At 55.1% G+C, this 4,475-nt stretch carries 4 protein-coding genes; all 4 read left to right on the top strand.

The window, feature by feature from the left end; genetic code table 11:
* Window positions 1-275 precede the first annotated feature (275 nt).
* Window positions 276-2,570 carry a bifunctional salicylyl-CoA 5-hydroxylase/oxidoreductase gene (locus tag B3Z49_RS16085; RefSeq protein WP_296992710.1) on the top strand — a complete coding sequence of 765 codons (2,295 nt, stop codon included), beginning with the start codon at window positions 276-278 and terminating at the stop codon, window positions 2,568-2,570.
* A 6-nt stretch (window positions 2,571-2,576) separates the two neighbouring features.
* Window positions 2,577-3,335, top strand: a complete 759-nt coding sequence (locus B3Z49_RS16090; protein WP_296992711.1) for an SDR family NAD(P)-dependent oxidoreductase — start codon at window positions 2,577-2,579, stop codon at window positions 3,333-3,335.
* Complete coding sequence (locus B3Z49_RS16095; RefSeq protein WP_296992714.1) at window positions 3,332-3,832, top strand: MarR family winged helix-turn-helix transcriptional regulator; 501 nt, start codon at window positions 3,332-3,334, stop codon at window positions 3,830-3,832. The genes B3Z49_RS16090 and B3Z49_RS16095 overlap by 4 nt, the downstream gene beginning before the upstream one ends.
* Window positions 3,825-4,475 (top strand): enoyl-CoA hydratase family protein (locus tag B3Z49_RS16100; protein WP_296992715.1); only part of this gene is annotated, 651 nt, incomplete at its 3' end. The genes B3Z49_RS16095 and B3Z49_RS16100, both read left to right, overlap by 8 nt.

Raw genomic sequence — 4,475 nt, forward strand, 5'->3', positions numbered from 1 at the left:
AACTTTGCCGACTGGGTCGCCCAAAGTTCCGGATAGGTTGCGGCATCGGCAATGTAATCGCCATTCGCATAAGCATCATCCCAGTCGGTAATCATGGTCGGTTCCCTGAAATTTCGTGCAGCACCTGTCTGGTGCATTCTGGTTATGGATCAAATTTTAGGCAAATCCGTAGATATTTCAAACTTAAAATATTTGTGCTTGAAATAAAATAAAACGAGGCGTACCGTTTTATCAGTTTCCCGAAACAACCAAACAAATCAGGAAGGGAAAAGCTGGTGAGAGTAGCTTGTCTGGGTGGCGGTCCTGCGGGGCTTTATTTTGCAATCTCGATGAAATTGCGCGACCCCGCGTATGAGGTTGTTGTGATTGAACGCAACAAGCCGGATGACACATTCGGCTGGGGCGTGGTGCTGTCTGACGAGACGCTGGACAATCTGGCCGAGAATGACACCAAAAGTGCCGAGGCCATTCGCGCCAACTTTTCCTATTGGGATGATGTCGCGGTTCAGTATCGCGGCGAAAAGACGATTTCCACCGGTCACGGGTTCTGCGGCATTGGCCGTAAAAAGCTTCTGATCTTGCTTCAGGCTCGGGCACGCGAACTTGGTGTGGAGCTTCGCTTTGAGACCGAGGCCGAAAGTGCTGCGCATTATGCCAAGGAATTCGATCTTGTCGTTGCAAGTGACGGCCTGAATTCCAGAACCCGCACCGAGTTTGCCGAACATTTCCAGCCTGATATCGATACCCGCAAGTGCAAGTTCGTCTGGCTGGGCACGCATCAGAAATTCGATGACGCCTTTACCTTTATCTTTGAAGAAACCGACAAGGGTTGGGTCTGGGCGCACGCCTATCAGTTTGATGACGAAACCGCGACCTTCATTGTCGAATGCACGCAGGAAACCTGGGATGCCTATGGTTTTGGCGAGATGTCGAAGGAAGAGTCGATTGCGACCTGCGAGGACATCTTCAAGGATCATCTGGGCGGTCACAATCTGATCAGCAATGCAAACCATATTCGTGGTTCGGCCTGGCTGAGCTTCCCGCGTGTTCTGTGCAAAAGCTGGTCACATGAAAATATCGTTCTGATGGGCGATGCAGCGGCGACGGCGCATTTTTCTATCGGGTCGGGCACCAAGCTTGCGCTTGAAAGCGCGATTGCACTGGCGAACTACCTGCATTCCGAAGGCGACCTTAAGTCCGCCTTTGGCAAATATGAAGACGAACGCCGTCTTGAGGTCCTGCGTCTGCAGTCGGCTGCACGCAACTCAATGGAGTGGTTTGAGGAAATCGAACGTTATTTCGATTTTGATCCGACCCAGTTTACCTATTCGCTTCTGACCAGATCGCAGCGCATCAGTCACGAAAACCTGCGCCTACGCGATGCCAAATGGCTTGAAGGTGCGGAAAAATGGTTCCAGACGCAGGCGGGCCTTCCGGAAAGTGCACCGGTGCGTCATCCGATGTTCGTGCCCTATCAGTTGCGCGACATGTCGCTTAAGAACCGCATCGTTGTCTCGCCGATGGCACAGTACAAGGCGGTTGATGGCTGCCCGACCGACTGGCATCTGGTGCATTACGCCGAGCGCGCAAAAGGCGGGGCAGGGTTGGTTTATACCGAAATGACCTGTGTTTCGCCGGAAGGCCGCATCACGCCGGGCTGCCCGGGTGCGTATGATGCAAGCCATGAGAAGGCCTGGGCGCGGATTACGGATTTCATCCATGCCGAGACGGATGCCAAGGTCTGCATGCAGATCGGTCATTCCGGGCGGAAGGGTTCGACCCAGCTTGGCTGGGAAGAAATGGATGCACCATTAAAGGATGGCAACTGGCCGCTGATGTCGGCATCTGCCATCGCATGGTCGGACCGCAATGCGGTGCCAAAGGCCATGACGCGTGAAGACATGGATATGGTTCGTGATCAGTTTGTTGCATCGGCCAAAATGGCCGATCGTGCAGGCTTTGACATGATCGAGGTTCATGCCGCGCATGGCTATCTTCTGTCATCCTTCATCAGCCCGGTCAGCAATATCCGCGACGATGAATATGGCGGATCGCTTGAAAACCGGATGCGTTATCCGCTTGAAGTCATCAATGCCGTTCGTGCGGCATGGCCCAAGAACAAGCCGATGTCGGTCCGTATTTCGGCCAATGACTGGGTCGGGGATACGGGGATTACGCCCGAAGAAGCGGTCGAGATTGCCAAGATACTCAAGGCCAATGACGTCGATATTTGTGACGTTTCGGCGGGGCAAACGACAACGGATGCCAAACCTGTTTATGGCCGTATGTTCCAGACACCGTTTTCCGACCGTATCCGCAACGAGGCCGGTATTCCGACCATGGCGGTTGGCAATATCTATGAGGCCGATCACGTTAATTCGATCCTGATGGCCGGGCGTGCTGACCTTGTTTGTCTGGCGCGACCGCATCTGGCCAATCCGTATTGGACGCTGCATCAGGCAGCCAGCCTTGGCAACCGCACAGAAAACTGGCCGGCGCCATACTATGCCGGGCGTGATCAGATGTGCCGTCTTGCCGAGCGGGCTGAAACCATGACCGGAAAGGTATAGGCACCGATGGCCGATCTTGCCGTTCATAACGCATTGATCACCGGCGGCGGTTCCGGTGTCGGGGCCGTGATGGCCCGGATGCTGGCCGATTCCGGGGTGAAGGTTGTGGTATCCGGACGGCGATCAGATGTGCTGGCCGAGGTTGCCGAACATCAAAACATCACTGCCATCGTGGCCGATGTCACCGATGAAACATCAGTGCAAGATATGTTCACGACCATGGTCGATGTGGTCGGCACACCTGATCTGGTGATCGCCAATGCCGGCATGGCCGAAAGTGCACCGATTGGCAAAACGTCAGTCGATCTTTGGCAGCGGACCATGGATGTCAATCTGACCGGGACGTTTTTGACGTTCCGTGAAGGATTGGCCGCGATGGACAAGACCAAGCCGGGGCGGCTGATTTCAATCGCCTCGACTGCTGGTCTTAAGGGCTATGCCTATGTCACGGCCTATTGTGCGGCAAAGCATGGCGTTGTGGGCATGGTCAAGGGCATGGCGGCAGAGTTGGCCAACAGCCCGATCACGATCAATGCGGTTTGTCCGGGCTTCATGGAAACGCCGATGCTGGCAAAGTCGGTTGAAAACATCGTTGCCAAAACCGGCATGAGCAAGGACGCTGCGCGCGCAAGCCTTGCCAAAATCAATCCGCAAAACCGGTTCATTCAGCCTGAAGAGGTTGCTGAAACCGTCATGTGGCTTTGCAGCCCCAAGGCGGCATCGATAACGGGACAGACGATTTCCGTTTCGGGAGGAGAAGTATGAACATGAACAAATCCGAAGCACTTTCCGAACGGGCAGGAAATGAGACGTCTGATCTGTCGAAGGCACGGTTACGCGCCTGGCTGCAAATCCTGAAGGTGTCGCGCAAGATCGAAGGCGAGTTGCGTGAAAAGATGCGCCTTGAGTTCGGATCAACCTTGCCTCGCTTTGACGTATTGGCCGCCCTTTATCGCGAACGCGATGGCATGCGCATGAGCGAGCTTTCAAAGTCGCTGATGGTATCAAACGGCAATGTCACCGGGATCGTTGATCGTCTGGTGGCAGAGGGATTGGTTGTTCGCATGCCGGTCGAAAATGATCGCCGGGCATCAATTGTCCGTCTGACCAAGGCGGGTGAAAAGGATTTCGCTGAACGTGCGCTGGTGCATGAAGGTTGGGTTTCGGATCTGTTTTCCGATCTGTCGTCCGCCGATGCCGATGCCCTGATCCGCATCCTGCGCAACATTTCCCATCATAACGAGGCGCCCCACCATGACTAAGATGGCAAACATCACGCCCAAACACTTCAACTGGCGCATGGAAGGTGACGTTGCGGTCATTTCGCTTGATCGCCCGGATCGCAAAAACCCGTTGACCTTTGAAAGCTATGCCGAGCTTCGCGATACATTCCGCGATCTGGTCTATGCCGATGACGTCAAGGCGGTCGTGTTTGGCTCGAACGGGGGCAATTTCTGCTCTGGCGGGGATGTGCATGACATCATTGGCCCGCTGATCGACAAGGACATGAAGGGCCTTCTGGAATTCACCCGCATGACCGGTGATCTGGTCAAGGCGATCATTGGCTGTGGCAAACCAGTAATTGCCGCGGTCGACGGCGTTTGTGTCGGTGCGGGGGCAATCATTGCCATGGCATCTGATTTGCGACTGGCGACGGCGGCATCGAAAACCGCGTTCCTGTTTACCCGGGTCGGGCTGGCCGGATGTGACATGGGGGCATGTGCCATCCTGCCACGCATCATCGGACAGGGCCGCGCGGCAGAGCTTCTTTATACCGGCCGGTCCATGTCGGCAGAGGAAGGCGAACGTTGGGGCTTCTATAACCGTCTGGTCGAAGCGGACGTGCTTGAGGCCGAAGCAATTGCCCTTGCAACCCGTATTTCCCAAGGCCCGAACTTTGGTCAC

The sequence above is a fragment of the Thalassospira sp. UBA1131 genome (assembly GCF_002311515.1).
GTDB lineage: Bacteria > Pseudomonadota > Alphaproteobacteria > Rhodospirillales > Thalassospiraceae > Thalassospira.